Here is a 1,437-nt window from a genome sequence, read left to right as displayed (position 1 = left end):
GTCTCGGTGCGGTCGGTGGACCACTGGGTGTGGAAGGTGCCCTCGCGGTCGGTGCGGCGGTAGGTGTGGGCGCCGAAGTAGTCCCGCTGGGCCTGGATGAGGTTGGCCGGCAGGCGCTCGGCGCGGACCCCGTCGTAGTAGGCCAGGGAGGAGGAGAACGCCGGGGTCGGGACCCCGTTCAACGCCGCCGAGGCCACCACGGACCGCCACGCGGGCACCCCGTCCGCCACGGCCTGGGTGAAGTACGGGTCGGCCAGCAGCAGCGGCAGCCCCGGCTGCCGCTCGTAGGCCTCGGTGATCCGGTCCAGGAACCGGGCCCGGATGATGCACCCACCCCGCCAGATCCGCGCCATCGCCCCCCGGTCGATGTCCCACCCGTACTCCGCCGACGCCGCGGCGATCTGGTCGAACCCCTGGGAGTACGCCACCACCTTGGACGCGAACAACGCCCGACGCACCGACTCGATGAACCCCTCCCGGTCCGGGACCTCCCACGTCCCGGCGTGAGCCGGCAGCACCCCGACCGCCGCGGCGCGCTGCGGGACGGACCCGGACAGGGCCCGGGCGAACGTGGCCTCGGCGATCCCGGTGATCGGGACCCCCAGGTCCAGACCGTTCTGCACCGTCCACCGCCCGGTGCCCTTCTGCTCGGCCTGGTCCAGCACCACGTCCACGAACGCGGCACCGGTCAGCGGGTCGGTGTGGGCCAGGACCTCCGCGGTGATCTCGATCAGGAACGACTCCAGGTCCCCGGTGTTCCACGCCGCGAAGATCTCCCCGATCTCCCCCGCACTGGCACCCAGACCCTGCCGCAGCAGGTCGTACGCCTCCGCGATCAGCTGCATGTCCGCGTACTCGATGCCGTTGTGCACCATCTTCACGAAGTGACCCGCACCATCCGGACCCACATACGTGCAGCACGGCACCCCGTCGACCTTCGCGGAGATCCTCTCCAGGATCGGGCCCAGCCACTCATAGGACTCCCGCGACCCACCGGGCATGATCGACGGACCCAGCAGCGCCCCCTCCTCACCCCCGGACACCCCCGTCCCGACGAAGTGCAGCCCCCGCTCCCGCAGCGCGACCTCCCGGCGGCGGGTGTCCGGGAAGTGCGCGTTCCCCGCGTCGATCACGATGTCCCCGGCCTCCAGCAACGGCACCAGGTCCTCGATCACCGCATCGGTCGGCGCCCCCGCCTTGACCATGATCACGACCTTGCGCGGCCGCTCCAACGCCGCCACGAACTCCTCCAGCGACTCCGCCGGGACGAACTCCCCCTCGTCCCCGTGCTCGGCCACCAACGACCGCATCTTGTCCACCGACCGGTTGTGCACCGCCACCGTGAACCCGTTCCGGGCGAAGTTCCTGGCCAGGTTACGGCCCATGACCGCCAACCCCGTGACACCGATCTGCGCGCGTGCGGACATGCTCGAGGAC

Annotated in this window: 1 protein-coding gene; it reads right to left on the bottom strand. The window is 71.2% G+C overall.

Annotated elements, in window-relative coordinates:
• Nucleotides 1–1,427: NADP-dependent phosphogluconate dehydrogenase (gndA, locus tag N866_RS18795; protein ID WP_081802823.1), on the bottom strand; the 1,427-nt coding region annotated here is incomplete at its 3' end.
• Nucleotides 1,428–1,437 lie beyond the last annotated feature (10 nt).

This window comes from Actinotalea ferrariae CF5-4 (assembly GCF_000603945.1).
Lineage (GTDB): Bacteria > Actinomycetota > Actinomycetes > Actinomycetales > Cellulomonadaceae > Actinotalea > Actinotalea ferrariae.
This window is presented reverse-complemented; position numbering and strand designations above follow the sequence as displayed.